This window comes from Sphingobium sp., from assembly GCF_003248505.1.
Classification (GTDB): Bacteria; Pseudomonadota; Alphaproteobacteria; order Sphingomonadales; family Sphingomonadaceae; genus Sphingobium.
The window spans coordinates 1-24,669 of sequence record NZ_QFOA01000051.1 but is presented as its reverse complement, the minus strand read 5'-3'; the positions used below and the strand labels follow the sequence as shown (position 1 = coordinate 24,669).

The 24,669-nt window shown below is 65.3% G+C and carries 25 protein-coding genes and 1 pseudogene; 18 read left to right on the top strand and 8 right to left on the bottom strand.

All coding sequences use genetic code 11. The annotated features are described in order from the left end of the window. The 4 genes and pseudogenes from DI606_RS14210 to DI606_RS14195 form a co-directional block, all read left to right on the top strand. A pseudogene (locus DI606_RS14210) lies at nt 1-100 on the top strand (histidine kinase); the annotation flags it as partial. 5 nt (nt 101-105) lie between these two features. After that, complete coding sequence (locus DI606_RS14205) at nt 106-768, top strand: DUF969 domain-containing protein (RefSeq protein ID WP_293984211.1); 663 nt, start codon at nt 106-108, stop codon at nt 766-768. Beyond that, nucleotides 765-1,688, top strand: a complete 924-nt coding sequence (locus tag DI606_RS14200; protein ID WP_293984209.1) for a DUF979 domain-containing protein — start codon at nt 765-767, stop codon at nt 1,686-1,688. Before DI606_RS14205 ends, DI606_RS14200 begins: the two co-directional genes overlap by 4 nt. Continuing rightward, nucleotides 1,685-2,674 carry a DUF2891 domain-containing protein gene (locus tag DI606_RS14195; RefSeq protein ID WP_293984207.1) on the top strand — a complete coding sequence of 330 codons (990 nt, stop codon included), beginning with the start codon at nt 1,685-1,687 and terminating at the stop codon, nt 2,672-2,674. The genes DI606_RS14200 and DI606_RS14195 overlap by 4 nt, the downstream gene beginning before the upstream one ends. 29 nt (nt 2,675-2,703) lie before the next feature. Here the strand turns inward: DI606_RS14195 and dapD are convergent, their stop codons facing one another. Genes dapD through DI606_RS14175 form a run of 4 tightly spaced genes read right to left on the bottom strand, consistent with a single transcriptional unit; the run spans nt 2,704 to nt 5,880 of the window. After that, nucleotides 2,704-3,543 carry a 2,3,4,5-tetrahydropyridine-2,6-dicarboxylate N-succinyltransferase gene (dapD, locus tag DI606_RS14190; protein ID WP_293984204.1) on the bottom strand — a complete coding sequence of 280 codons (840 nt, stop codon included), beginning with the start codon at nt 3,541-3,543 and terminating at the stop codon, nt 2,704-2,706. Between the two features lie 2 nt (nt 3,544-3,545). Then, on the bottom strand, nt 3,546-4,211 hold the full coding sequence (locus DI606_RS14185) for a pyrimidine 5'-nucleotidase (RefSeq protein ID WP_293984202.1): 666 nt from the start codon (nt 4,209-4,211) through the stop codon (nt 3,546-3,548). Between the two features lie 59 nt (nt 4,212-4,270). Then, nucleotides 4,271-5,149 carry an LOG family protein gene (locus DI606_RS14180; protein ID WP_293984200.1) on the bottom strand — a complete coding sequence of 293 codons (879 nt, stop codon included), beginning with the start codon at nt 5,147-5,149 and terminating at the stop codon, nt 4,271-4,273. Nucleotides 5,150-5,190: 41 nt separating this feature from the next. Further along, a complete protein-coding gene (locus DI606_RS14175) occupies nt 5,191-5,880 on the bottom strand; it encodes an extensin family protein (protein ID WP_293984199.1) in 690 nt (229 codons plus the stop codon). Nucleotides 5,881-6,038: 158 nt separating this feature from the next. Between DI606_RS14175 and DI606_RS14170 the strand changes: the two genes are divergently transcribed. The 6 genes from DI606_RS14170 to DI606_RS14145 all read left to right on the top strand — a co-directional run bounded on the left by DI606_RS14170 (nt 6,039) and on the right by DI606_RS14145 (nt 12,705). Beyond that, complete coding sequence (locus DI606_RS14170) at nt 6,039-7,202, top strand: phosphoserine transaminase (RefSeq protein ID WP_293984198.1); 1,164 nt, start codon at nt 6,039-6,041, stop codon at nt 7,200-7,202. A 118-nt stretch (nt 7,203-7,320) separates the two neighbouring features. Next, nucleotides 7,321-8,901, top strand: a complete 1,581-nt coding sequence (gene serA, locus DI606_RS14165) for a phosphoglycerate dehydrogenase (RefSeq protein WP_293984197.1) — start codon at nt 7,321-7,323, stop codon at nt 8,899-8,901. Between the two features lie 53 nt (nt 8,902-8,954). Further along, nucleotides 8,955-10,091 (top strand): ATP phosphoribosyltransferase regulatory subunit, encoded by a 1,137-nt coding sequence (locus DI606_RS14160; RefSeq protein WP_293984217.1) that lies wholly within the window; start codon nt 8,955-8,957, stop codon nt 10,089-10,091. Nucleotides 10,092-10,223: 132 nt separating this feature from the next. After that, nucleotides 10,224-11,513, top strand: a complete 1,290-nt coding sequence (locus DI606_RS14155; protein WP_293984195.1) for an adenylosuccinate synthase — start codon at nt 10,224-10,226, stop codon at nt 11,511-11,513. Nucleotides 11,514-11,518: 5 nt separating this feature from the next. After that, on the top strand, nt 11,519-11,701 hold the full coding sequence (locus DI606_RS14150; RefSeq protein WP_293984193.1) for a hypothetical protein: 183 nt from the start codon (nt 11,519-11,521) through the stop codon (nt 11,699-11,701). Nucleotides 11,702-11,820: 119 nt separating this feature from the next. Continuing rightward, on the top strand, nt 11,821-12,705 hold the full coding sequence (locus DI606_RS14145) for a bestrophin family protein (RefSeq protein WP_293984191.1): 885 nt from the start codon (nt 11,821-11,823) through the stop codon (nt 12,703-12,705). A gap of 21 nt (nt 12,706-12,726) precedes the next feature. Here DI606_RS14145 and DI606_RS14140 read toward each other — a convergent pair whose 3' ends face one another. Then, nucleotides 12,727-14,058 (bottom strand): dicarboxylate/amino acid:cation symporter, encoded by a 1,332-nt coding sequence (locus tag DI606_RS14140; protein WP_293984189.1) that lies wholly within the window; start codon nt 14,056-14,058, stop codon nt 12,727-12,729. A gap of 153 nt (nt 14,059-14,211) precedes the next feature. Further along, complete coding sequence (gene pdxH, locus DI606_RS14135) at nt 14,212-14,787, bottom strand: pyridoxamine 5'-phosphate oxidase (RefSeq protein WP_293984187.1); 576 nt, start codon at nt 14,785-14,787, stop codon at nt 14,212-14,214. A gap of 136 nt (nt 14,788-14,923) precedes the next feature. Here pdxH and DI606_RS14130 point away from each other — a divergent pair, with 136 nt between their 5' ends. The 5 genes from DI606_RS14130 (at nt 14,924) to DI606_RS14110 (ending at nt 19,784) form a co-directional block, all read left to right on the top strand. Then, complete coding sequence (locus DI606_RS14130) at nt 14,924-15,847, top strand: DnaJ C-terminal domain-containing protein (protein WP_293984185.1); 924 nt, start codon at nt 14,924-14,926, stop codon at nt 15,845-15,847. Nucleotides 15,848-15,864: 17 nt separating this feature from the next. Further along, nucleotides 15,865-16,830, top strand: coding sequence for a YihY/virulence factor BrkB family protein (locus DI606_RS14125; protein WP_293984184.1), 966 nt, complete (start codon nt 15,865-15,867; stop codon nt 16,828-16,830). Further along, entirely contained in the window at nt 16,827-17,633 is an 807-nt protein-coding gene (gene fabI, locus DI606_RS14120) for an enoyl-ACP reductase FabI (protein WP_293984182.1), read from the top strand. The genes DI606_RS14125 and fabI overlap by 4 nt, the downstream gene beginning before the upstream one ends. Continuing rightward, on the top strand, nt 17,630-18,712 hold the full coding sequence (gene aroC, locus DI606_RS14115; RefSeq protein ID WP_293984181.1) for a chorismate synthase: 1,083 nt from the start codon (nt 17,630-17,632) through the stop codon (nt 18,710-18,712). The genes fabI and aroC overlap by 4 nt, the downstream gene beginning before the upstream one ends. A 286-nt stretch (nt 18,713-18,998) precedes the next feature. After that, nucleotides 18,999-19,784: a PhzF family phenazine biosynthesis protein gene (locus DI606_RS14110; protein WP_293984179.1), complete on the top strand. Its 786-nt coding sequence runs from the start codon at nt 18,999-19,001 to the stop codon at nt 19,782-19,784. Here DI606_RS14110 and DI606_RS14105 read toward each other — a convergent pair. Continuing rightward, a complete protein-coding gene (locus tag DI606_RS14105; protein WP_293984177.1) occupies nt 19,781-20,902 on the bottom strand; it encodes a serine hydrolase in 1,122 nt (373 codons plus the stop codon). The two genes, DI606_RS14110 and DI606_RS14105, sit on opposite strands and share 4 nt — an antisense overlap. 54 nt (nt 20,903-20,956) lie before the next feature. Here DI606_RS14105 and DI606_RS14100 point away from each other — a divergent pair, with 54 nt between their 5' ends. From DI606_RS14100 to DI606_RS14090, 3 genes are all read left to right on the top strand, one after another. Beyond that, nucleotides 20,957-21,277, top strand: coding sequence for a hypothetical protein (locus DI606_RS14100; RefSeq protein ID WP_293984215.1), 321 nt, complete (start codon nt 20,957-20,959; stop codon nt 21,275-21,277). A gap of 62 nt (nt 21,278-21,339) precedes the next feature. Further along, nucleotides 21,340-23,112: a DNA helicase RecQ gene (gene recQ, locus DI606_RS14095; protein WP_293984175.1), complete on the top strand. Its 1,773-nt coding sequence runs from the start codon at nt 21,340-21,342 to the stop codon at nt 23,110-23,112. Nucleotides 23,113-23,257: 145 nt separating this feature from the next. After that, nucleotides 23,258-23,686, top strand: coding sequence for a TIGR01244 family sulfur transferase (locus DI606_RS14090; protein ID WP_293984173.1), 429 nt, complete (start codon nt 23,258-23,260; stop codon nt 23,684-23,686). A gap of 6 nt (nt 23,687-23,692) precedes the next feature. Here DI606_RS14090 and DI606_RS14085 read toward each other — a convergent pair whose 3' ends face one another. Further along, nucleotides 23,693-24,496 (bottom strand): hypothetical protein, encoded by an 804-nt coding sequence (locus tag DI606_RS14085; RefSeq protein WP_293984213.1) that lies wholly within the window; start codon nt 24,494-24,496, stop codon nt 23,693-23,695. Nucleotides 24,497-24,669: the final 173 nt, after the last annotated feature.

Below are 24,669 nucleotides of genomic sequence, written 5' to 3'. Positions count from 1 at the left end.
CGAACGCACGGTGAAAATGCATCGTGCCGCGATGCTCAAGGCGTTGGGCGTCAGGACGGCGGCCGAAGCGATCCGCCTGGCGATAGAGGCAGGTCTCTAGCCGCGATGGTGCTGCTTGGCATCGCCGTTATTGTAGGCGGCTTCCTGCTGCGCTTTCATCCCCTTCTCGTCATCTTCGTATCCGCCATCGTCACCGGCATAGCCGCGGGGCTCGATCCGGTTGCGATCGTTGCCGCGCTCGGCAAAGCGTTTAACGAGGCGCGCTATGTCAGCGTCATCTGGATCGTTTTGCCGGTTATCGGACTGCTCGAAGCGTGCGGATTGCAGGAGCGGGCGCGAGGCCTCATCGACCGGATGCGGGGCGCGACCGTGGGCAAATTCCTCATCTTCTATCTTCTGCTGCGGCAGGGCCTGTCGGCGGTGGGCCTGACCTCCGTCGCAGGGCCCGCACAGACGGTCCGGCCACTGGTCGCGCCCATTGCGGAAGCGGCCGCCGAGCGTCAGGCAGGACGCCTCACCGAAGAAGAGCGCGATGAGATCAGGGGCTGGGCTGCCGCGACCGACAATGTCGGCCTGTTCTTCGGGGAGGATGTATTCCTTGCGATCGGATCGATCCTGCTGATCAAGGGACTTTTGGAGCAATATGGCATCTTGCTGGAACCGCTTCAGTTGTCGGTCTGGGCCATTCCCACCGCCGTTGCCGCATTCGTCATCCATGGTTTCCGTCTCTGGCGGCTCGACCGCCGTATCGGCCGGGCTGCGCCATGATCTCGCTGCCATGGGTCTATGCGATGATGGGCACGATCTTCGCCGCTTACGCGCTGATCGGGGTGCGCGACCGTCTGGCCAATGCCGTCTTCTGGGCGTTGCTGGCGCTCAGCATGTGGGCGGGCGATCGGCTGGGGGATTTTGGCAACGGTGTGCTGGTTCTGGGCTTGGTAGCGCTGGGCGCGTTCGGGCGGATGCGGCGCGGTGGGGCCGAAGCTTCCCCCGAAACCCGCCGCAGCGGGGCGGAACGGTTCGGCAATCGTCTATTTATCGTCGCGCTCATCATTCCGGCAACGGCGCTTGTCGGAACGCTGCTGTTCAAGCAGATGCCTCTTCTGTTCGACGGCAAGCAGGCGACGCTGATCGCGCTGGCGTTAGGAGTGCTCGTGGCCTGCGCCACCGGCTGCCTGTGGTTTCGCGCGTCGCCGCTGACTCCGCTGCATCAGGGCGCGCGCCTGATGGACAGCGTCGGCTGGGCGGCGATCCTGCCGCAGATGCTCGCTGCGCTGGGCGCAGTATTCGCACTAGCGGGCGTGGGCGACGCGGTCGGGGGGATCGTGCGGCAGGCGATACCGCAAGGCAGCCTCTTCGGCGCGGTCGCGGCCTATGGTCTTGGCATGGCGTTGTTCACGATGGTGATGGGCAATGCCTTTGCCGCCTTCCCGGTGATGACGGCCGCAATCGGCGTGCCCGTCCTCATCCACAGCTGGCATGGCGATCCCGCGATCGTCTGCGCCATAGGCATGCTCGCGGGTTTTTGCGGCACGCTGCTGACGCCGATGGCCGCGAATTTCAATCTGGTGCCTGCGGTGCTGCTGGATATGAAGGACCAACATGGCGTCATCCGGCGGCAGGCAGGGACGGCAATCCCTTTGCTCGCCGTCAACATCCTCCTCATTTATTGGCTGGCCTTTCCATGACTTTGTTGACGCGGGATATCGGCGAACGATTCGTCGAACTCACCCTCTCGCATCTGGGGCGGGAATATCCCTTCAAGATGGATTTGGTGCTGACCGGGCCGGAAGATGCCCGGCCTCCGCGTGAGCATCATCCGGTCTTTCATGGCAGCTTCGACTGGCATAGCTGCGTCCATGGCTGGTGGCAGGTGATGCGCCTGATACGCCTGTTCCCCGATATGAGCTCGGTGCCGCAAGTGCGCATACGTGCAGACGCGATGTTGACCCCCGCCAACATAGCGGGCGAGCGTGCCTATCTTGCCAGAGCGATGAGCGCAGGCTTCGAGCGTCCTTATGGCTGGGCGTGGGCGCTGGCGCTCCATGCCGAACTGGAGCGCCACGACGCGCCATGGAGTGCTGCCGTCGAACCGCTGGCGCGCGATTTTGCCGATCGCTTTCGCGCGTTCCTGCCTAAACTGACCTACCCGCTGCGCGTGGGCACGCATTTCAACATTGCGTTCGCACTGACTTTGGCGCTCGAATGGGCTGAGGAGCGGGACGCCGCGCTGGCAGCCCTGATCCGGCAAAAGGCTCTGGGCTGGTTCGGGCAGGATCGCGCGTGCCAGGCTTGGGAGCCGGGCGGGGATGAGTTCCTCTCTCCTGCCCTATGCGAATCGCTGTTGATGAGCCGACTGCTGGACAGCGCGGCATTCCAGGCGTGGTTCCACGCCTTCCTGCCCGATCTGACGAAAGGTGAGCCGGTGACTTTATTCCAGTCTGCTATCGTGTCCGATCGAAGCGATGGGAAAATCGCGCATCTCGACGGCCTCAACCTTAGCCGTGCGTGGTGCTGGCGCGGGATCGCGGCGGCTTTGGGGCCGGGCGATCCGGTCCAACCGATCGCCCGGGAGGCAGCGTCCCGACATATCGACGCCAGCCTTCCGCATGTTGCGGGCGATTATATGGGCGAGCATTGGCTTGCGACCTTTGCGCTGCTCGCCCTCGAATAGGGGAGGGCGCGCGCCCTCCCGCCATGGGATCAGTCGCGCAGCAGCTCATTGATACCCGTCTTGGACCGAGTCTGCGCATCGACGCGCTTCACGATCACCGCGCAGTAGAGGCTGGGGCCGGGCGTACCGTCCGGCAGCGGCTTGCCGGGCAGCGATCCGGGAACGACCACCGAATAGGGCGGCACTTCTCCCATGAAGACCTCGCCCGTGGCACGGTCGACGATCCTGGTCGACTGGCCGATGAAAACGCCCATCGACAGCACCGACCCCTTGCCGACTCGCACGCCTTCCACAACCTCGGAGCGCGCGCCGATAAAACAGTCGTCCTCGATGATGACGGGGTCCGCCTGAAGCGGTTCGAGCACGCCGCCGATGCCGACGCCGCCGGACAGGTGCACATTCTTGCCGATCTGCGCGCAGCTGCCGACCGTCACCCAGGTGTCGACCATCGTGCCTTCATCGACGAATGCGCCGATGTTGACGAAGCTCGGCATCAGGATGACGTTCTTCGCAATGTGCGATCCTGCCCGTGCAAAGCTGCCCGGAACGGCGCGGAACCCGGCGGCGCGGAATGCCGCTTCGTCCCAACCGGCGAACTTGCTGGGCACCTTGTCCCACCAGTGGCCCGCACCCGGACCATTGTCGATCATGGCATTGTCGTTGAGGCGGAAGGACAGAAGCACCGCTTTCTTCGCCCACTGGTTGACCCGCCATCCCTCCGCGGTCGGCTCCGCCACGCGCAGTTGACCCTTGTCGAGGAGGGCGAGCGCCCGGTTCACCGCGTGGCGCACGTCGCCCTGCGTCTGGAGAGTGACGTTCGCCCGGTCTTCCCAGGCAGCGTCGATGGTGGCGATCAGGTCTTGGCTCATGGTCATTTCCCCAGAATGGCGGCCAGAAACGGCGTCAGATGGTCGGTTTCGAAATCGATGAAGTCGGGATGATGGTCGTGTGACCCGGCTTCCGAGCCGTTGTTGACCCAGATCGTGGTCATCCCGATGGCTTTGGCGGGCCTGAGGTTGCGGGCCATGTCCTCGAAGAAGGCAGCGGAGGTCGGCTCAACCGAATGGACCCGGCAAAGTTCGGCATAGCCTGATGGGTCCGGCTTGGGCACATATTGGCAGGCATGGATGTCGTGAATCAGTTCGAACGCGCCGGACAGGCCCAATCTGTCGAGCACACGCGTCGCATAGGCCGCGTCGCCATTGGTGAAGATAAGGCGGCGGCCCGGCAGCGCCGCGATGGCGGCGTTGAGCACCGGATCGACTTCAAGCCGATCCATCGAGATGTCATGGACATAATCCAGGAATGCGCGCGGTTCGATGCCGTGATGGTGCATCAGGCCCGACAGCGTCGTGCCATGCTCCATGAAGTAACGCTTCTGCGTTGCGCGCGCTTGCTGCGGGTCGCACCCGAGCAGGCCCTGGATGAACTCTCCCATCTTCACGTCGATCAGCGCGAACAGGTCCGCCTTCGCCGGATAGAGCGTGTTATCGAGATCGAAGATCCAGGTGTTGATATGGGCCAGGTCCGCGCGCATGGCCGCGCCCTAAAGCGGCGCGGCCTTGAGGGCAAGGGCGCACCATGCGGCGCTACGGGTCAGCAATCCGCCGGCATCTCGCTATTTTCGTAGAAGCTTTGCACCGCATTCCATCCTTCCTGCGCCGTTTCCACCCAGGTAAGGAGCTGGAGATCGGCGGGCGAAATCACGCCTTCGTCCGCCAGTGCCTCGAAATCGACGACGCGATTCCAGAAATCGCGGCCATAGAGCAGGATGGGGATCGGCTTCATCTTGCCGGTCTGGATGAGCGTCAGCAGTTCGAACATCTCGTCGAACGTGCCAAAGCCGCCGGGGAAGACCGCAAGCGCGCGGGCGCGCAACAGGAAATGCATCTTGCGCAGCGCGAAATAGTGGAACTGGAAACTCAGTTCCGGCGTGACGAAGCGGTTGGGAGCCTGTTCATGCGGCAGGACGATATTCATGCCGATGGTGGTTTGACCTACATCCTGTGCACCCCGGTTGGCCGCCTCCATGATCGAGGGGCCGCCGCCCGAGCAGACGACGAAGTGGCGGCACCCGTCTGCGTTGACAGGATATTGCGCCGCGATCTGCGCGAGTTTGCGCGCTTCTTCGTAATAACGGGCCTTCGCGCCCAGATTTTCGGCGAGACGGCGTTGTTCCGGCGTTGAGGCCGCGTCGATGCGGGCCTGTACCTGATCCGGCTCGGGAATGCGTGCCGATCCATAGAATACGAAGGTCGATTCGATCCGCGCTTCGTCCATCAGCAATTGCGGCTTGAGCAACTCCAGCTGGAATCGAACCGGGCGCAAATCCTCGCGCAGCAGGAATTCGGTGTCCTGGAAAGCAAGGCGATAGGCCGTGCTCTGCGTCTGCGGGGTTTCAAGCTGCTTGCGGGCGTCGACCGCTTCTTCGCGCGCGGGACGGAATTTGCGTTCTTTAATCTCTTTTTTCGTCATCCCGGCGACTTAAGAGCCAAAGATGACTCTGCCAAGTCCGCTCAACGGCAGAATCCGCCTCGCCCCCCCATATCGAAATGAAAATGGTCGTGATGCGCAGCGTTATAATCGGGGCTGAGCACGGTCCGGAACCGTTTGCAGGCGCTTGCCCGCACCGTTTCGAAGAATTGCCGCGTACGCCTGTCGCCGTTCCAATCTTTCTGAATGGTGATGCGTCGGCCATCCGACAGGAGAAACGCGCTGACGTCGACCGCATTGCTGTGCGCGTGTTCGGACAGCTTTCCGCTGCCCGCGATCGGGCGGCAATTATAGGTGCCGAATGTCTCGATTCTCTCCACCTCCGCGCCCAGGATCAGGCGCGCGGCGGGCTGTACGCCATACCGTACCCAGCCGACGAAATTGGCCGCGAGATTGCATGTCATTGCACCCAGATTGGTCGTGGGCACTCCGATGTCGAGCAGCTTGACGCTGCCGATCGCGCTGCATCCCCCGCCGAAAGTCCGGTCGGGCAGGGGGGTGAACCGAACCGATTGCGATTGCAGACGCGCAAGGCATTGCCGGGTTCCCATCGTCGGTTGGGATGGCGCGCGTGCGACGGGCGCCCGGTTCGATGCGGCGGCGACCCGGCCCCGCGGGACGAGGTCCTTACCGCAGGCGCCAAGGCTCATCACACTTGCCAGCAACACAGCGAAGGCCACATCGCGCCGGTATTCCTTGGCCCGTTCATTCATGAATCGGGCTTTACCATCCCAATTCTTTCAGTGGATTAACGAAAAAAACCGTTCGTCGCATTTGGCGTCCACTTGACTCCGCCGCCCGCATCTTTAGGGCGGCCAGCGGGCCACGCGGTCCCAACGCCGCGCGTGCTCTCTGCAAGGAGACGCATATTATGACTGAACTGACTGCCGTTGACGCCACCGTTGCGCCTGCTGAAAAGCCCGCCAGCCATCCGGCCCGCCCCTTCTTTTCTTCCGGTCCCTGCGCAAAGCCTCCCGGCTGGAGTGCCGACAAGCTGAGCGCCGAATCGCTCGGTCGTTCGCATCGCGCCAAGATCGGGAAGACACGCCTCGCCTATTGCATCGACCTGATGCGCGAACTGCTCAATCTGCCCGATACGCATCGTATCGGCATCGTCCCCGGTTCCGACACCGGCGCATTCGAAATGGCGATGTGGACGATGCTGGGCGCGCGCCCGGTCACTACGCTCGCCTGGGAAAGCTTCGGTGAAGGCTGGGTGACGGATGCTGCCAAGCAGCTGAAGCTCGACCCGACTGTCGTCCGCGCCGATTACGGCCAGCTGCCCGACCTGGCCCAAATCGACTTCGGCACGGACGTGCTCTTCACCTGGAACGGCACCACCAGTGGCGTTCGGGTGCCGAACGCGGACTGGATTCCGGCTGATCGGGAAGGATTGACTTTCGCGGATGCGACCAGCGCCGTGTTCGCCTACCAGATCGATTGGGCCAAGATCGACGTCGCCACCTTTTCCTGGCAGAAGGTGCTGGGCGGGGAGGGCGGTCATGGCGTCCTGATCCTCGGGCCCCGCGCCGTCGAGCGGTTGGAAAACCACACGCCTGCCTGGCCTCTTCCCAAGGTTTTTCGCCTGATGGCCAAGGGGAAGCTGTCCGAAGGCATATTCAAGGGCGAGACGATCAACACGCCTTCCATGCTCGCCGTCGAAGACGCGATCTTTGCGCTGGAATGGGGCAAGTCGGTCGGGGGCCTCAACGGTTTGATCGCCCGGTCCGACGCGAATGCAGCGGCGCTGGACAGGATCGTGGCGGAGCGTGACTGGCTCGGCCACCTTGCCGCCGACCCTGCTTCGCGTTCGAAGACCAGCGTCTGCCTGACGGTCGAGGGTGCGGACGAAGCCTTCATCAAGGCGTTCGCCGCTCTCCTCGAAAAGGAAGGCGCGGCCTATGACATCGCCGGTTACCGCGATGCTCCGGCGGGCCTGCGCATCTGGTGCGGCGCGACGGTCGAAACCGCCGATATCGAGGCGCTCGGACCGTGGCTCGACTGGGCCTATTCCCAGACGAAGGCCGCCGCTTAAACCTCTCGCATCGCCCCGGCCCTTAAGCCGGGGCCTCCCACCGTCATTTCATGCCGCCCGCCTAAAGGCGAACTTCGGATCGCAAGCCGAGGGGCGGTGAAGCACAGGAACCATCACCATGCCCAAAGTCCTTATTTCCGATAAGATGGACCCCCGCGCCGCCGCGATCTTCCGCGACCGCGGCGTCGAGGTCGACGAGATCACCGGCAAGACCCCGGATGAGCTGAAAGCGATCATCGGCCAGTATGACGGGCTTGCCATTCGCAGTTCTACCAAGGTGACCAAGGACATCCTCGACGCCGCGACGAACCTCAAGGTCATCGGACGCGCAGGCATCGGCGTCGACAATGTCGATATCCCTTATGCTTCGGCCAAGGGCGTGATTGTCATGAATACCCCGTTTGGCAATTCGATCACCACCGCCGAACACGCTATCGCACTCATGTTCGCGCTCGCGCGCCAGCTTCCCGAAGCCAATGCGCAGACGCAGCAAGGCCTGTGGCCGAAGAACGGCTTCATGGGTGTGGAAGTGACCGGCAAGACGCTCGGCCTTATCGGGGCGGGGAATATTGGCTCCATCGTCGCGAGCCGCGCGCTGGGCCTCAAGATGAAGGTGGTTGCCTTCGACCCGTTCCTGACGCCCGAGCGCGCGGTCGAGATGGGCGTCGAGAAGGCGGATCTCGACACGCTGCTGGCGAAGGCGGACTTCATCACGCTGCACACCCCCCTGACCGACCAGACCCGCAACATCCTCAGCCGCGAAAACCTCGCCAAGACGAAAAAGGGCGTTCGCATCGTCAACTGCGCGCGCGGCGGGCTGATCGACGAAGCGGCGCTCAAGGAAGCGCTCGATTCGGGGCAGGTCGCGGGCGCTGCGCTCGACGTGTTCCAGACCGAACCGGCAAAGGAATCGCCGCTGTTCGGCACGCCAAACTTCATCTGCACCCCGCACCTTGGCGCTTCCACCGACGAGGCGCAGGTGAACGTCGCGCTTCAGGTGGCCGAACAGCTTTCGGACTATCTGCTCGACGGCGGCATCACTAATGCTCTCAACGTTCCTTCGCTGAGCGCCGAGGAAGCGCCGAAGCTCAAGCCCTATATGGCGCTGGCCGAACGGCTCGGCAGCCTGGTGGGGCAGTTGGAAGGCGATGCGATCACGGGTGTCGCGGTCGAAGTCGAAGGCCATGCCGCCGAACTCAACCAGAAGCCGATTACAGCGGCGGTGCTCGCCGGTTTGATGCGCGTCTATTCCGACACGGTGAACATGGTGAACGCACCCTTCCTCGCAAAAGAACGCGGTCTTGACGTTCGCGAAGTGCGGCACGACCGGGAGGGCGACTATCAGACGCTGGTACGGGTCACCGTCACGACGGAAAATGGCGACAAATCGGTCGCGGGTACCCTGTTCGGCCATGCCCAGCCCCGCCTCGTCGAACTGTTCGGCATCAAGGTGGAAGCCGACCTCGACGGCACGATGCTCTATATCGTCAATCAGGATGCGCCCGGCTTCATCGGCCGTCTGGGTTCGACGCTGGGCGAAGCTGCCGTCAATATCGGCACCTTCCACCTTGGGCGCCGCAACCAGGGCGGGGAAGCGGTGCTGCTGCTGTCGGTCGACGGCATCGTGACCGAACCGCTGCGTGCTGAAATCTGCAACCTCGCCGGCGTGAAGCAGGTGAAGCCGTTGCGCTTCGCCTGAGGGACGATGGGCTGGCCTTGCTCGCGCAAGCTGCTAAGGGCCAGCCCATGACCATGACGAGCCGCATGATCCCGCCCGGCCTCCTTCCCGAGGGCCTTTCCGACCGCCTGCCGCCGCAGGCCGAAGCCTCCGCGCGTCTCGCGCGGCGCGTGCTCGATACGGTCGCGACCCATGGCTATGAGCGCGTCATGCCGCCGCTCGCGGAGTTCGAGGATACGCTGACCCAGCGTTTGACCTCGATGCGCGCACAGGATCTGGTGCGTGCCGTTGACCCTGTGTCGCAGCGAACGCTCGCCTTTCGTCCGGACATGACCGCACAGGTGGGGCGGATCGCCGCTACGCGCCTTGCCGATGCGCCGCGTCCGTTGCGCCTGTCCTATGCAGGTCCGGTCATTCGCCAGAAGGCCAGCCAGTTGCGACCCGAGCGTGAAAAGATGCAACTGGGCGCCGAACTGATCGGCAGCGACAGCAGCGCCGCAGCGGTCGAAATCGTGAATGTCGCAATCGAGGCGTTGCAGGCGGCGGGCGTCACCGGGCTGACCATCGACTTCACTCTGCCCGACCTCGTCGACACGCTGTCTGCCGGTCCTCTTCCGCTCGACGCGCGGGAGGTCGAGGCCGTCCGCACCCAGCTCGACGCGAAAGATGCCGGTGCCCTCGTCGCCATCAGCCCGGCGGCGGCTGCTTACCTGCCCCTTATCGAGGCGACCGGGCCTTTCCACGGCGCGATGGAGCGTCTGGAGGCGTTCGACGCGCGGATCGGAGGCGCGCTTGGCAGCCGGATCGCAGGGCTTCGCGCCATCGCAAAGCCGATCGGGTGGGACATTACGCTGACGCTGGATCCGACCGAACGGCACGGCTTCGAATTCCAGAACTGGTTCGGCTTCTCCATCTTCGCCGATGGCTTCATTGGCGAAATCGGTCGCGGGGGCAGCTATGCCATCGCGCGGGCGGACGGCGCGGACGAGCCCGCGATGGGCTTTTCCCTCTATCCCGACCCGTTGATCGACGCAGGCTTCGGCGATGAAAGCCCAAGGCGCATTTTCCTGCCGCTGGGGCACGACGCGGCAGCGGCGGCAGCGTTGCGCGCACAGGGCTGGCACACCGTCGCGGCGCTCAAGGAAGGCGAGGACGGCGCGGCACAGCGCTGTTCGCACTGGCTCGACGGCACCGAACCGCGCGCCTATTGACTTGACGGAGGCCCGGCGCGGAGTTACCGCGCGCCCCGCATTCGGACGCAAACGGCGTCCCTCATCCTACCGGCATGTCGAGTCCCGTCGAAGGGCATGACCGGTCCGCGCGGCGGGCGGAGGACTGTATCCATGGCTAATGTAACCGTGATCGGCGCTCAGTGGGGCGACGAGGGCAAGGGCAAGATCGTCGACTGGCTGTCGGAACGCGCCGATGTCGTCGCCCGCTTCCAGGGAGGTCACAATGCCGGGCACACGCTGGTGGTCGGTGAAAAAGTCTATAAGCTTTCGCTGCTTCCATCGGGCATCGTGCGCGGCACATTGTCGGTGATCGGCAACGGCGTGGTGCTGGACCCCTGGCATTTCCGTGACGAGGTGGCGAAGCTGAACGGGCAGGGGGTGGAAATCACGCCCGCCAACCTTCAGATCGCCGAAACCTGCCCCCTGATCCTGCCCTTTCACCGCGACCTCGACGGGCTGCGGGAGGATGCGAGCGGCGCGGGCAAGATCGGCACGACGCGGCGCGGTATCGGCCCCGCATATGAAGACAAGGTCGGTCGCCGCGCGATTCGCGTATGCGATCTGGCCCACCTCGACGATCTTGGGCCGCAGCTAGACCGTTTGACCGCGCACCATGACGCGCTGCGCGCCGGGTTCGGCGAACCGCCGATCGACCGCGAAACGCTGATGGCGCAGCTGCGGGATATCGCCGAGTTTATCCTGCCGTTCGTAAAGCCGGTTTGGCTGACGCTCAACAAGGCGAAGGCGGAGGGAAAGCGCATCCTGTTCGAGGGCGCGCAAGGGACGCTGCTCGATATCGACCACGGCACCTATCCGTTCGTTACATCCTCCAATACGGTTGCGGGTACGGCGGCGAGCGGGACCGGCCTTGGCCCCAGCGGCGCGGGCTTCGTGCTCGGCATCACCAAGGCTTATACCACCCGAGTCGGCTCAGGGCCGTTCCCGAGCGAGCAGGACAATGCCGTTGGCCAGCGCCTGGGCGAACGCGGCCACGAATTCGGCACCGTCACGGGGCGCAAACGCCGTTGCGGCTGGTTCGACGCGGTGCTGGTGCGCCAATCGGTCGCGGTGTCGGGCGTCACAGGCATCGCGCTGACCAAGCTCGACGTGCTCGACGGGTTCGAAACCCTGAAAATCTGCGTCGGCTATCGCATCGGTGAACGGACCTTCGATTATCTTCCCGCCCACGCGCAGGACCAGGCGCGGGCCGAGCCGATCTACGAGGATATCGAAGGCTGGCAGGACACGACCGCCGGAGCGCGCAGCTGGGCGAATCTTCCGGCGCAGGCGATCAAATATATCCGCCGTATCGAGGAGTTGATCGGCTGCCCGGTGACGCTCGTATCCACCAGCCCCGAGCGTGAGGACACCATCCTCGTGCGCGATCCCTTCGCGGATTGATCGCCATGGCGGGAGATCGTTTCGAGCGGCACAAGCAGCCCTGGACTGCGGACGAGATCCAGAAGCTGCATACCCTGGCGAAGAAGGGCATGGCCTTGAAGGCGATCGCCAAGGCGCTCACCCGTAGCGAGGAATCGGTGAAGACCCGCGCCAAGCAGGACGGGCTTTCGATTGCAAAGCTGCGCTGATCGCGCTGCCCCGGCCGCGCCGGTCGGGGCCTCGTCCGTAACATTTCGTTTCGCCGCGGCATCGGCGGAGCGATTTGATCGGCGCAGGCGTTGCGCCAGTCCCATCGCCGGAGAACATCATGATCGTCGATCCCGTCCCCAGCCTCAGTCGCGTCGTTTCCGAAGTGTGGAAGCCGCTGTTGGGCCTGTTCGTATGGGACTGCGTGGTGACTCTGACCTATTTCGTCCTGCCTTTCAAAGCTCCTCCGCTGCCGCTGACGATCTTCGGCACGGTTCTGGCGCTGTTCCTGGGCTTCCGGTCGAACAGCGCCTATGCGCGCTGGTGGGAGGCGCGCACATTGTGGGGCGCGATGATCAACGCGTCGCGCAGCCTGTCGCGTGCCGCGCGCAATTTCCTGCCCGATCCCGAAGCCCGCGAAGTCAAGCGCGAGATCGTGAAGCGGCAGATCGCCTATGTGAATGCGCTGCGGTGCCAGCTTCGCCGCCAGCCCATCGGCGAGGACGTAGAGAAATTCCTCAACGAAGAAGACAAGGGCAAGGCTCTGGCCCGAACGAACCCAGCGAACGGCCTGCTCGACAGCACCGGTCGGCGCATCGCTCTCGCAAAGGCGAATGGCTGGATCGATACGATTCAGCAGGCGCAAATGGAAGCGGTGCTGGTGGACATCTCCAACGCCCAGGGCGGCATGGAGCGGATCAAAAACACGCCTTTGCCGGTACAATATCGTTACCTGCCGACGATCTTCACTCACATCTTCTGTATTGCGCTGCCCATCGGCCTTGTCGAGACGCTGGGACTTGCGACGCCGCTGGGATCGACGGTGGCGGGGCTCATGTTTCTGGCAGTGCTACGCATCGGCGACGATCTGGTCGATCCGTTCGCCGATACCGTGCATGACAATCCACTCACCGCAATGTGTCGCACGATCGAGATCGACCTGCTTCAGTCGATAGGCGACCCGGCGCCCGATCCGATGACCCCCGTGCGTGGCGTCCTCTGGTAGGACGCCATAGCGGAGGCGGCTTTAGCCCTTGCGCGGATCGTCGACCATGTCCGACGCCAGTTCCAGGCCCCGCCGCCCATCCGCAGGTGTGTTAGCCGGCGCCTTTGGATGTTCCACGTCGACAGGCTCCTCGACCTCCAGCATCCCTTCCCATTTGGTGATGACCGACGTGGCGATGGCGTTACCCAGTACGTTGGTAGCGGTGCGGCCCATGTCCATGAAGTGATCGACCGCCAGTACGAACGCCACGCCCTCCACCGGCAGGTCGAACTGGCCTAGCGTGGCGGCAACCACCACCAGCGATGCGCGCGGTACGGCGGCGATGCCCTTGCTGGTGACCATGAGCACAAGGAGAATGGTGATCTGTGTCGCGATCGGCAGGTCGATCCCGTAAGCCTGCGCGATGAAGATCGTCGCGAAGGTCGCATACATCATCGACCCGTCGAGGTTGAAGCTGTAGCCGAGCGGCAGCACGAAGCTGTAGATGCGGCGCGGCACCCCGAAACGGTCGAGTTGCTCCAGCATCTTGGGATAGGCCGCTTCGGACGAGGCGGTGGAAAAGGCGATCAGGATGGGTTCGCGCACGTAGCGGATCAGCTTCACCATCCGCTTGCCAAGGAAGATGGACCCGGCTGCGACGAGCAGTAGCCACAGACAGAAAAGCGCGATGTAGAATTCGCCCACCAGCGCGCCATAAGTCTTGAGCACGCCGAGGCCCTGCACCGTGATCGACGATGCCAGCGCGCCGAATACCGCGAGCGGCGCAACGCGCATGACATAGCCCGTCACCTGCAACATCAGGTCGACCATCGCCTCGATCACCGTGACAATGGGCTTGCCCTTGTCGCCGATGGCGGTCAGCGCCACGCCTACGAAAAGCGAGAAGACGACGATCTGGAGGATCGAATTTTCCGCCATCGCACCCACCATGGAAGTGGGGAAGACGTGGAGGATGAAGTCGCGGAAGTTGAGCGCTTCGGTACTGACGCCTGAATCCGCGCCGGACCGGACCAGATTCAGGCCCTCGCCGGGCGCGAAGAAATTGACGAAGATGAGGCCCAGCGTCAGCGATATGAGGCTGGCGATGATGAACCATGCGAGCGCCCGCCCCCCGATCCGGCCCAGTGCAGCGCTGTCGCCCATATGGGCGATGCCCGCGACCAGCGTCGAAAAGACCAGCGGCGCGATGATCATCTTGATGAGGTGGAGGAAAATGTCCGCCAGCAGGTGGAAATAGCCGGCAACGTCCTTCGCCAGCGCTTCGTCACCCCCAACCATCAGATTGGCGACGAAGCCGGTGATCACCCCCAGGATCATGCCGATGAGGATGAAAGCCGTCAGTCTGTTTCGCATCAAATCCCTCTCGGGCGCACGCCCGGCGCGCGCTCCGCTCAATATGCTGTCTTTGGCCGACACCTATCAGGCGGTTGGATTGCCCGCAATCGGCGCGCGACCGCCCCTATCCCTCCAAGACGAAGCTGGACGCGCTTTCCGCCGCGCCTGCCGTCAGGGGTAGAGCAGTCCTTCGCGCCAGCCGTCGCCATCGCGCGAAAAGACGCGGCGTTCGTGCAGGCGATGTTCGCGGTCCTGCCAGAATTCGATGGTTTGCGGCGTCAGCCGGAAACCCGACCAGTGCGGCGGGCGGGGCACCGGGCCGCCTTCGAAGCGCGCGCTTGCTTGCGCGAACCGATCCATGAAGACGTCGCGCGAGGGAAGCGGGCGCGACTGGTCGGATGCCCATGCGCCAAGCTGGCTGTCGCGGCTGCGCGTCGCGAAATAGGCGTCGGCCGCTTCGTCCTCGACCGGACTGACGGGGCCTTCGATCCGAATTTGTCGGCGCAGCGATTTCCAGTGGAAGAGAAGAGCGGCGTGAGGATTGGCGTGGAGTTCGCCCGCCTTTCGTCCCTCGAAATTCGTGTAGAACACGAAGCCGTCGGGTCCATGCCCCTTGAGCAACACCATCCGCACCGACGGTCGTCCCCGCGCGTCGGCGGTTGCGAGTGCCATGGCGTTGCTGTCGTTGATTTCGGTTTGCCGCGCTTCGGCGTACCAGTGGTCGAACAGGGAGAAAGGATCGGTCATGCCCCCGTCCTAGGCCGCGTCCTGCGCCCTGTCGATATGACCGATTGTCGAGAGATGGCGACCGCCATGTCTTGAATGTGGCCGGGCTATCGTCCACATAGGCCGCAGTGATGCTTTTGTGCAACAGGTAGAGTGAATGGCTGATCCCTATTCGACCTTGGGCGTGGCCCGCACCGCGGATGAAGCGGAGATCAAGTCTGCCTATCGCAAACTTGCCAAGGAACTGCATCCCGACCGGAACAAGGACAATCCGAAGGCAGCGGAAAAGTTTTCCGCCGTCACCAACGCCTATGATCTGCTGTCGGACAAGGACAAGCGCGCGCAGTTCGACCGGGGAGAGATCGATGGCGACGGTAATCCAGCCGCGCCGTTCGGCTTTGGCGGCGGTGGCCCGGGGGGCGGCTTTCGCGGGCAGCCCGGAGGCGGGTTCGAGACGGGCGGAGCGGATTTCGGCGATATTTTCGAAGGACTGTTCGGCGGCGCGGGTCGCCGTGGGGGCGGAGCGGGTTTCGGCGGCTTCGGGCGCCAGGCTCCGCCGCAGAAGGGCGCGAACGTCGCCTATCGGCTGGCGGTGCAGTTCGTCGACGCGGCCACCCTCGCCCCACAGCGGATCACGCTTCAGGATGGCAAGACCATCGACCTCAAGCTCCCGGCCGGGGTCGAGAGCGGGACGCAGATGCGCTTGTCGGGCAAGGGGCAGGCGGGGCCGGGCGGCGCTGGCGATGCGATCGTCACGATCGAGGTGAAGCCCCATCCCTTTTTCACGCGCGATGGCGACAATGTGCTGCTCGACCTTCCCATCACGCTGGACGAGGCGGTGAAGGGCGGCAAGGTCAAGGTGCCGACGGTCGACGGCCCGGTGATGCTGGGCGTGCCCGCGGGCACGTCGTCCGGCAAGACGCTGCGCCTGCGTGGCAAGGGGTTCACCGGCAAGGACGGCCAACGGGGCGACCAGCTCGTCACGCTTCAGATCGACGTGCCCGCCGACGACCCCGCGATCAGGGCGTTGATCGAAAGCTGGCAGGACAGCCGGGCCGTGCGCGCCCATTTGGGCGTATGAGGCGTTAAGCCCGGCTGATGCCGATGCCGTCCCCTCTTTCGCCCGAGTCGCGCCGCAACACCGGAGACGGCGCGCGCGCCCGCCTTCATCGCCAGATCGACAAGGTCCGGCCCGGATCGCACATTTTCGAAGTGGCGAAGCGCGTCGCGGTCGGCACTTATAGCGACGGTTTCATCCACGCGGGGAACCTGGCCTATCTCTCGCTGATGACGCTTTTCCCCTTTTTCATCGTCGCAGCGGCGGTGGCGAGCATCTTCGGGCGGACGCATGACGGGGTGCAGGCGGTCAACGCCTTTCTCTACACGGTCCCGCGCGGGGTCGCGGACGTGGTGCGGCAACCGATCAACGATGTGCTGACGGCGCGATCCGGCCCTCTGCTGTGGCTAGGCGGATTGGTGGGCCTGTGGACCGTCGGCAGCTTGATCGAAACGATCCGCGACATCCTGCGCCGCGCCTATGGGACGAAGAGCACCAAGGCGTTCTGGCAATATCGGCTGAGCGCCATCGGCATCACGCTGGCTAGCGTCTTTGCGGTCATGTTCGCCTTTTCCATGCAGGTCGTGATCACCGGTATCGACCAGTTCCTGCATCAGATACTCCCCTGGGCCGACGACGCGATCGCGCTGGTCGCATCGGCAAAGCTCGTGCCGATGGCGATCCTGTGCGTCGCGATGTGGTCGCTGTTCGTCGCGCTGACGCCCTCTCTCTACAAGGACCGCCGCTTTCCCAAATGGCCGGGCGCGGTGGCCACCTCGCTCTGGTGGTATGGGACGACCTTGCTGCTGCCGCCGACCCTGTCGTTGCTGGGCGGCTATGGCCGCACCTATGGCAGCCTGGCAGGGGTCATGATTACACTCATTTTTTTCTTTCTCGTGGGGCTTGGCGTGGTAATTGGCGCGGAATTGAACGCGGCGCTGGCGGAATTCCCCGATGAGGAAATGGACAAGGCGCCAGACACGCAGGGAAACGGAACGACGATATGACAGGCTTGATGGCAGGAAAGCGCGGCCTCATCATGGGGCTGGCGAACGACAAGTCGCTTGCCTGGGGCATCGCCAAGCAGTTGCATGCGCAGGGGGCGGAACTAGCCTTCTCCTATCAGGGCGAAGCGCTGGCCAAGCGCGTAAAGCCGTTGGCCGAGCAACTGGGTTCGGACTTTCTGATCGACTGCGACGTGACCGACATGGCGCATCTGGACGCAGCGTTCGCGCAGATCGAAAGCCGTTGGGGCGGGCTCGACTTCGTCGTTCACGCCATCGGCTTTTCCGACAAGAACGAACTGCGCGGTCTCTATGTCGACACCAGCCTCGATAATTTCCTGCTGACGATGAACGTGTCGGCCTACAGCTTCGTCGCGGTGACGCAGCGGGCGCGGGCCTTGATGCCGGAAGGCGGCAGCATTCTGACGCTGAGCTATTACGGCGCGGAAAAGGTCATTCCGCATTACAACGTCATGGGCGTTGCCAAGGCGGCGCTCGAAACAAGTGTCAAATATCTGGCGATGGACCTGGGGCCGGAAAATATCCGCGTCAACGCGATATCGGCAGGTCCCATCAAGACGCTGGCCGCGAGCGGCATCGGCGACCTTCGCTACATCCTCAAGTGGAACGAGTTGAACTCGCCGCTGCGCCGCAACGTCACCATCGACGATGTCGGCGGGGCCGGGCTATACCTGCTGTCCGACCTGTCGGCGGGTGTCACGGGCGAAATCCACCATGTCGATGCGGGCTACAACGTTATCGGCATGAAGGCCGAGGACGCACCCGATATCGCGCTCGACAAATGAGCTTCAACAGCTTCGGCCGCGTCTTTCGCTTTTCGACCTGGGGGGAAAGCCACGGTCCCGCGATCGGGGCAGTGGTCGACGGCTGTCCGCCGGGGTTGCCGCTGAGCGAAGCGGATATCCAACCCTGGCTCGACCTGCGCAAGCCCGGCACGTCGAAGTTCACGACCCAGCGGCGCGAAGCGGACGAAGTGCGCATCCTTTCGGGCGTGTTCGAAGGGAAGACGACCGGCACGCCGATCAGCCTGATGATCGAGAATACCGATCAGCGGTCGAAGGATTATTCGGAGGTCGCCAAGGCCTATCGTCCCGGTCATGCCGACTATGCCTATGACGCCAAATACGGCTTTCGCGACTATCGCGGCGGCGGGCGGTCGTCGGCGCGCGAAACGGCGAGCCGGGTGGCCGCAGGCGCGGTGGCGCGGGCGGTGATCCCGGACGTCGATATCTTTGCCTATGTGAGCGAGATCGGCGGCGATGCCATCGACTTTGCCCATTTCGATCCCGCCTATATCGCCCAAAACCCCTTCTTCTGCCCGGACCCTGGCGCTGCGCGGCGATGGGAGGGGCTGGTCGACGCGGCGCGGCTCGACGGATCGTCGCTCGGCGCGGTGGTCGAATGCGTCGCCTCGGGCGTTCCTGCAGGCTGGGGGGCGCCGCTCTATGCCAAGCTCGACAGCGAACTGGCGAGCGCGATGATGAGCATCAATGCGGTCAAAGGGGTCGAGATCGGCGACGGCTTTGCCGCAGCGCGGCTGCGCGGCGAGCAGAATGCCGATCCGATGCGGCCGGGCGCGGATGGCCCGACCTTCCTCGCCAACCATGCCGGCGGTATCGCGGGCGGCATATCGACCGGGCAGCCGATCAAGTTGCGCGTCGCCTTCAAGCCGACCAGTTCGATCCTGATCCCCGTCGAAACGGTGACGCGTGAAGGTCAGGCGTCCGATATCGTCACCAAGGGGCGGCACGATCCGTGCGTCGGCATTCGCGGCGTGCCCGTGGTCGAGGCGATGATGGCGCTGGTGCTGGCCGACCAGAAGCTGCTTCACCGCGCCCAATGCGGGACTGACGCGGCGAAGTGACGCGTTGCCGCGTCGAACGCGCAAGACGACTCGGGGGTGGTTGCGATACGATGACCTTCAACGCCCGCGGGTGGGCGTGCGGCAGAGCGTAAGCTTGGGGAGCGTCAGCGCGCAGCGCGCGGATTGACGGTCAAAGCGTCCCCTGAACGCCGCATCGAGGGGCCGGTCCTTGTCACGGGGGCTGGCCCCTTTTGCCGATGGTCCCGGCCTTTGCGGGCGATGTGGCCCTGTCGGTCGCGGGGCGGGTGCGGCATCAGCGCGGGACAGCAGCACAGGGACGCTCGCCATGCCATCCATTCCCTTCACCCAGGTCGATGCGTTCGCCGACGCGCCCTTCACCGGCAATCCCGCCGCCGTCATGCCGCTCGACGGCTGGCTGGACGATGCGACGCTTCAGGCCATCGCAGGCGAGAATAATCTTTCCGAAACCGCCTTTACCGTGCCGACGCCGGAAGATCCCGAAGCCGACTATGCGCTGCGCTGGTTCACGCCGACGGTGGAGGTCAAGCTGTGCGGCCATGCGACGCTCGCCAGCGGGCATGTGCTGATGGAGGGGAACGCAATCCGCTTTCGCACGCGCCATGCAGGCGTGTTGACGGTCAGCCGCCAGGACGATGGCTATGCGCTGTCTCTGCCTGCCTGGACGATGGAAGACAGGCCGTTGCCCGATCTGGCGGCGGGGCTGGGCGGCGCGCCGGTCGCGTCCTTCTGGCGCGAGGGGGGCTATAGCCTGTTCCTGTTCCCGGACGAGGCGGCGGTGCAGGCGCTGGCGCCCGACTTCGCGGCGCTGAAGCGACAGGGCGACGTGATGCTGATCGCCACCGCGCCGGGGACGGACAGCGATATCGTCAGCCGCGTGTTCGTGCCGGGCGGCGGCGTGGACGAAGATCCCGTGACCGGATCGGCCCATTGCCTCCTCACTCCCTTCTGGGCGGAACGCCTGGGGCGGAGCGCGTTCAGCGCCTTTCAGGCGTCGGCGCGGGGCGGGCGGATTGGCTGTCGGCTGGACGGGGACCGTGCCGTCCTGACCGGCCAGTGTCGCACGGTGATCGAGGGGCGATTCCTGATCTAGCCCGGAAACAGGCCGACGAGCTTTGCCAGTGCACCGCGCACTGCCTGCCGCTGTTCCTTCCTGGGCGACATGCCGATGCGCACGACGGTCAGCCGCTGGGACGGGGAGATGAGGATATATTGCCCGCCATGCCCGACGCAGCCGAACAGGCTGGTCGGTGCCTGACCCGGCATCAGCGCGCTGTGCGGCCCGTCCCGGTTGAGCCACACATGGAGGCCGTAGGCCGGATTGCGGCGCGAGGGCGTGGTCATCAGGTCGATCCATTTTTCCGGCAGGATCTGGTGCCCGGTCGGCCCGCGCCCGCGCCTGCGCAGCAGTTCGCCGAAGCGACCGTAGTCGCGTGCGGTCATGTGCATCATGCTGCCGCCGATCATCGTGCCGCGCGCATCATATTCGACCGTGAGGCTCGGCAACTGGCCCGGAGCCTTCAGCCGCCCGTCGATGAAGGCCTGCATCGCCCGTCGCCGAATGTCCGGATCGTCGCTGTCGGTCAGCATCCGCGTCATGAGGTCGGCGAGGATGAGCGTGCTGCCGGTCGAATAGGCGAAGGTCGATCCCGGATCGTTCGCCAGCGGCTTGGCCTCGGCAAATCCTGCCATGTCGCGCGCCCCGTCCATGAAGAGCATCCGCACCGTGTCGCCGTCCGTCACCGGCTCGCCATCTTCGACATGGTCGAGGCCCGACGTCATCGTCAGCAATTGCCGCAGCGTGATCGCGCCGCGCGGGTCGCCCGGCTGGCTCCAGGCGGGGACCGGCACCGGCGCGTCGATCGCGAGCCGTCCGTCGGCGACCATCAGGCCGACCAGAGCCGCCGTCACGCTCTTCCCCATCGACCAGGACAGCAATTTGGTGTCGGGGCCAAAGCCCGGCGCATAGCGTTCGGCGATGACTTCGCCGTCGCGCATCACCAGCAGCGCGCGGGTTTCGCCCATGGCACTATCGTCGAACAGCGGGTCGATCGCGCCGCGCAGCGCCGAATCGGACACGACCGCCTTGCTCGACACGCGGTAGAGCGGCTCCGGCTGCTGGGCGCGCCCCGCCAGCGTTCCCACCGCGAGCGTCGCGATCAGGGTGGCGGCGATGCCAAGGCGCTTTACGATTCGGCTGTCGATCTGCATAAGCCGGCGCCCATACAGGATAGCGGGCCAGACAGGATAGCGGGAATGAACGCCATGAGGGCGAAACGCACATGGTGGATCGGGGCGGCGCTGCTCGTCCTCGTCCTGTTCGGGCTGCTCGCCTGCGCAGGCCCGACGCTGACCGCGCGGGCGCAGCTCGGCGCGGCATACGGTGCACGGATCGGCTGTTCGTGCCGCTATGTCGAGGGTCGGGCGATGGCAAGCTGCACCGGCGACAAGGAGCCGGGCATGGCGATGGTGCGGTTGGAGGACCTGCCCGAAGAGCGCGCGGTGCGGGCCAGCGTGCCGTTGCTCAGCCACAGGACGGCGCGTTTCAAGCCGGGCTGGGGCTGCCTGCTCGATCCGGCGGACTAAGCCGACGCAATTTGACGGGTTGGCGGGTGGCCCCGGCGCGCGCGGGCGGCTAAGGCACGGCCATGCCGCGCGACATCCCCACGCTTCTCCACGATATTTTCGGCTTCACCGGCTTTCGCGGGGTGCAGGAACAGGTGGTCAGCCGCGTCATGGCGGGGCAGCCGACGTTGGCGATCATGCCGACGGGTGCGGGCAAGTCACTCTGCTACCAGTTGCCCGCCGTGGCGCTCGATGGATGCTGCGTCGTGGTGTCGCCGCTCATCGCGCTGATGCACGACCAGCTGCGCGCGGCGCAGGCGGTGGGCATCCGGGCCGCCAGCCTGACCAGCGTGGACGCCGACTGGCGCGAGACGCAGGACCGGCTGCGCGGCGGCGACCTCGACCTGCTTTATGTCGCGCCGGAGCGGGCGAGCGGAGAGGGGTTCAGGAGCCTGCTGCGGTCTGCGAAGATCGCGCTCTTCGCCATCGACGAAGCGCATTGCGTTTCGGAATGGGGGCACGACTTCCGCCCCGACTATCGGTTGCTGCGCCCGTTGCTGGACGAATTTCCGCAGGTGCCGCGCCTTGCGCTGACGGCGACGGCGGACGCGCATACGCGGCGGGACATTCTGGTCCAGCTCGGCATCCCGGACGACGGGCTGATCATCGCGGGGTTCGACCGGCCCAACATCCGCTACGCCGTCCATCCGCGCGAGGGCCTGACCCGGCAGCTCGCCGACCTGCTGGCGGCCGAACCGGGGCCGGGCGTCGTCTATGCGCAGACCCGGGCGGCGACGGAGAAGCTGGCCGAGACGCTGGGGCGGGGCGGGCGAGCGGTGCGCGCCTATCATGCAGGCATGGACCCCAAGCAACGCGCCGCGAACCAGAGCGCCTTCATCGCCAGCGAGGATATGGTGATGGTCGCCACCGTCGCGTTCGGCATGGGGATCGACAAGCCGGACGTGCGCTTCGTCGCTCATGCCGGGCTGCCCAAGTCGATCGAGGGCTATTACCAGGAATCGGGCCGGGCGGGACGCGACGGCGAACCGGCGGTCGCGCACCTGTTCTGGGGGGCGGAGGATTTCGCGCGGGCGCGGATGCGGATCGCCGAGCTGGAACCCGCGCGCCAGCAGGGGGAGCGGGCGCGGATCGCGGCGCTGGGCGCCCTGGTCGAAACGGCGACGTGCAGGCGGGCCATCCTGCTGCGCCATTTCGGGGAGGACCCGCAGCCGACCTGCGGCAATTGCGACAATTGCCTGTCGCCGCCCGCCAGCGTCGATGCGACGCAGACGGCGCGGAAATATCTGTCGGCGGTCTATCGCACCGGGCAGAGTTTCGGCGCGGGGCATATCGAGGCGGTGCTGACCGGCGCGCCCAACGACAAGGTGCGCGAGCGGGGGCATGACCGCATCAGCGTCCACGGGATCGTTATCGGCGAAGAGGCGGCGCTGCTGCGCCCGGTGCAGCGCGCGCTGCTGGTGCGGGACGCGCTGGAGACGACGGAGCATGGCGGGCTGATGCTGGGGCCGCATGCCCGCCCGATCCTGCGCGGGGAGGAGGAGGTGCGCATCCTCATGCCGCCCAAGCGCGCGCGGGGGCGGCGCAATGCGCGCGGCGCGGCGGAAGCCAATCCGGTGGGCGACCCGCTGTTCCACGCCTTGCGCGCCTGCCGCCGCGAACTGGCGCAGGAACAGGGGGTGCCGCCCTATGTCATCTTCCACGATTCGACCCTGCGCGAAATGGCCGAGCAGCGGCCTTCCTCGATCCGGGACATGAGCCATATCAGCGGCATCGGGCAGAAGAAGCTGGATGCCTATGGCGACGCTTTCCTGGCGGCGATCCGGCCCTTTTTGTGAGATAAAGAGACAGCGAAGTAGACAATCGAACGACATTTGCGCGCGGTATCGTTAGTTAGCTAACTAAGCATAGGATATGCGGCCTCCCGTCTTGAAATGCGCGGGCCGGGGGCGCATGGGATCGCCCGGAAAAGGAGAAGCCATCATGTTCCGCAAGATCACCGACCGCCTGCTCGTGTCCCCGCAGATCAGCGTCGCGGACGTGGCCGAGGCGAAGGCGCAGGGCGTGACCGTCATCGTCAACAATCGCCCCGACGACGAAGAGCCGGGACAGGTCAACGGCGCGGCGATCGAGGCGGCGGCGAAGGAAGCGGGGATCGCCTATGTCGCGGTGCCTGTGTCGCACGGCGGCTTTGCGCCCTGGCAGCTGGACGGGATGGCGGGCGCGCTGGAACAGGCCGAAGGGGGCAGGATGCTCGCCTATTGCCGTTCGGGGACGCGCAGCACGCTGCTGTGGGCGCTGACCCGCGCACGGGCGGGCGACCATCCCGACGTGCTGGCGGCGCAGGCGGCGACGGCCGGCTACGACATCGCGCCCGTGCGACAGATCATGGACACGCTCAAACCCCAGTAAGCCGGGTCAGTTCGGGGGGATCGCGCTCGCCACCATGTCCGTCTTCGCGCGGTCGATGGACCAGAGCCGCCCCGGCACAACCGGGTCCCAGTCGATCGCCTGCCCGGGCGAGGCGATGCCGATCACGCGCCGCAGTTCAAGCTGCGATCCCGCGTCCGGCAGCGCGACTTCGTACATTTCCGGGCGGTCGTGGCCGGTGACGTAGAGCCGCCCGTCGTTGCTCCAGCTGAGGCCAGAGCAGCTGAACGGGGCGAAGCGATCCAGCACCTGTGCCGGGAAGGTCCACGCCGCTTCCTGCCGGAAGGCGTCGTCCATCCGCACGAGCAGAGTGTAGTGCGTGTCGCGTCCCGGTTCCCCGCCCTTGCCCGCATAGTTGGCGAACACCGCCCACCATTTGCCGCCATGGCGATCCATCGCGGTGAGCGAACCCGGACCGAACCCGAGGCTGACCGTGCGAACATGGCGCAGGGTCGCGGTGTCGAAAAATTCGACCGCGCTCGTCTGCGGCACGGCGGGATAGTTGGACGCGGCGCAGACCAGTTCCTTCCCCGCGACGGTGCAGCTGTTCATATGCGGGAAGAGGCGGCGTTCGCCCTGCCAGCCCGCGACGCGCGCCCCGTCTGCGATGCGGTATTTGCCGATGCGGTCATTGTCGATCGCATAGACATAGGTGCCGTCCGACGCCGCACCCTGATGCGCTTCGGGCGCGGACAGGCGCAGGCTGACCGGCGCGGGCGGCGGCGACGCGGGCTCGGGGGTCTGCGCCGCCAGCGGGGTCGCAAGGGCGAGCGGGAGGAGGAAGCGCAGCATCATGGACGACAGGCCATAGCAGGGGAAGGCGACAGTTCGAAGACGCGTCAGAAGCCGCGTCCGCGCCCGGCCCGCGCGTCGTTGCTGGCGAGGCGGACCGTAAGGGGCGCGGGCGAGGCTGGCCCCGCATAGCGGATGACATAGCCCATATGGTCGGACAGTTGTTGTTCGCC

Bases quoted from the DNA above. Each gene is read 5' to 3' on its own strand.
- DI606_RS14205 (WP_293984211.1), top strand. From the start codon at position 106: ATGGTGCTGCTTGGCATCGCCGTTATTGTAGGCGGCTTCCTGCTGCGC.
- DI606_RS14200 (WP_293984209.1), top strand. From the start codon at position 765: ATGATCTCGCTGCCATGGGTCTATGCGATGATGGGCACGATCTTCGCC.
- DI606_RS14195 (WP_293984207.1), top strand. From the start codon at position 1,685: ATGACTTTGTTGACGCGGGATATCGGCGAACGATTCGTCGAACTCACC.
- dapD (WP_293984204.1), bottom strand. From the start codon at position 3,543: ATGAGCCAAGACCTGATCGCCACCATCGACGCTGCCTGGGAAGACCGG.
- DI606_RS14185 (WP_293984202.1), bottom strand. From the start codon at position 4,211: ATGCGCGCGGACCTGGCCCATATCAACACCTGGATCTTCGATCTCGAT.
- DI606_RS14180 (WP_293984200.1), bottom strand. From the start codon at position 5,149: ATGACGAAAAAAGAGATTAAAGAACGCAAATTCCGTCCCGCGCGCGAA.
- DI606_RS14175 (WP_293984199.1), bottom strand. From the start codon at position 5,880: ATGAATGAACGGGCCAAGGAATACCGGCGCGATGTGGCCTTCGCTGTG.
- DI606_RS14170 (WP_293984198.1), top strand. From the start codon at position 6,039: ATGACTGAACTGACTGCCGTTGACGCCACCGTTGCGCCTGCTGAAAAG.
- serA (WP_293984197.1), top strand. From the start codon at position 7,321: ATGCCCAAAGTCCTTATTTCCGATAAGATGGACCCCCGCGCCGCCGCG.
- DI606_RS14160 (WP_293984217.1), top strand. From the start codon at position 8,955: ATGACGAGCCGCATGATCCCGCCCGGCCTCCTTCCCGAGGGCCTTTCC.
- DI606_RS14155 (WP_293984195.1), top strand. From the start codon at position 10,224: ATGGCTAATGTAACCGTGATCGGCGCTCAGTGGGGCGACGAGGGCAAG.
- DI606_RS14150 (WP_293984193.1), top strand. From the start codon at position 11,519: ATGGCGGGAGATCGTTTCGAGCGGCACAAGCAGCCCTGGACTGCGGAC.
- DI606_RS14145 (WP_293984191.1), top strand. From the start codon at position 11,821: ATGATCGTCGATCCCGTCCCCAGCCTCAGTCGCGTCGTTTCCGAAGTG.
- DI606_RS14140 (WP_293984189.1), bottom strand. From the start codon at position 14,058: ATGCGAAACAGACTGACGGCTTTCATCCTCATCGGCATGATCCTGGGG.
- pdxH (WP_293984187.1), bottom strand. From the start codon at position 14,787: ATGACCGATCCTTTCTCCCTGTTCGACCACTGGTACGCCGAAGCGCGG.
- DI606_RS14130 (WP_293984185.1), top strand. From the start codon at position 14,924: ATGGCTGATCCCTATTCGACCTTGGGCGTGGCCCGCACCGCGGATGAA.
- DI606_RS14125 (WP_293984184.1), top strand. From the start codon at position 15,865: ATGCCGATGCCGTCCCCTCTTTCGCCCGAGTCGCGCCGCAACACCGGA.
- fabI (WP_293984182.1), top strand. From the start codon at position 16,827: ATGACAGGCTTGATGGCAGGAAAGCGCGGCCTCATCATGGGGCTGGCG.
- aroC (WP_293984181.1), top strand. From the start codon at position 17,630: ATGAGCTTCAACAGCTTCGGCCGCGTCTTTCGCTTTTCGACCTGGGGG.
- DI606_RS14110 (WP_293984179.1), top strand. From the start codon at position 18,999: ATGCCATCCATTCCCTTCACCCAGGTCGATGCGTTCGCCGACGCGCCC.
- DI606_RS14105 (WP_293984177.1), bottom strand. From the start codon at position 20,902: ATGCAGATCGACAGCCGAATCGTAAAGCGCCTTGGCATCGCCGCCACC.
- DI606_RS14100 (WP_293984215.1), top strand. From the start codon at position 20,957: ATGAGGGCGAAACGCACATGGTGGATCGGGGCGGCGCTGCTCGTCCTC.
- recQ (WP_293984175.1), top strand. From the start codon at position 21,340: ATGCCGCGCGACATCCCCACGCTTCTCCACGATATTTTCGGCTTCACC.
- DI606_RS14090 (WP_293984173.1), top strand. From the start codon at position 23,258: ATGTTCCGCAAGATCACCGACCGCCTGCTCGTGTCCCCGCAGATCAGC.
- DI606_RS14085 (WP_293984213.1), bottom strand. From the start codon at position 24,496: ATGCTGCGCTTCCTCCTCCCGCTCGCCCTTGCGACCCCGCTGGCGGCG.